General features: G+C 35.9%; 1 protein-coding gene. It reads right to left on the minus strand.

Annotated features, from left to right (window positions below):
* Positions 1–354, minus strand: a 354-nt coding sequence (locus ACRCJ0_RS17315) for an ABC transporter substrate-binding protein (protein ID WP_431391392.1), incomplete at its 3' end; no start/stop codon positions are given.
* Positions 355–743 lie beyond the last annotated feature (389 nt).

Below are 743 nucleotides of genomic sequence, written 5' to 3' on the forward strand. Positions count from 1 at the left end.
TGCCGCAATATCTGACGCTAATAATACAGACAAGTTTTCTTCTGCTAGCAGACGTGTGGCTTCATTGGCAGACTCTTGAACGTTAGATTTGTTATCTGTTGCGATATAGTTGATTTGCTTACCATCGATACCACCCGATTCGTTGAGTTCATTGAAGGCTAAAGTCGCACCGTCATTGATGTAAGAACCGTAAGCAGATGCTGATCCAGTTAAACCAAAGTCCCCGCCGATGTTAATCGTATCAGAATCTTCTGACCCCGCAGAAGAAGAGCTGTTAGATGTTTGTGTCACTGAACCACAGGCAGCTAAAGTAGCTGCAGATAATAATGTTAAACCAAATTTCTTCAAATTCATATTTTCCTCCTAAAACAAACCCAACCAATAAATACCAACAATGCAAACCTTTATCAAGTAGACTAAAAATTCACTTATACCAATAAAAAAAGCCTCCCTAAATGGGAAGCTTAGGTCCCATCTAGTGTTTCAACACAAATAGGACATATGAAATTGGCTGCTGCCGAATTCCCTAAGTCCTAGAATCAATAATAATAATGACAATATGCTTATTATTTTGTGTTGTGCTTAACATAATGAGATGCCTCTTTCGTTTTCTAATATGATTTTAATTTATACTAAAAAGGTCAATAATGCAAGGTCTAATTAAAGAATAATGATAAAAAAGTGAGAAAAAGCTACCATGGGAAGAAAAGAAGGGCTAAAATCAGAATAAAAATCACATTTAT

The organism is Aerococcus sp. L_32 (assembly GCF_050689315.1).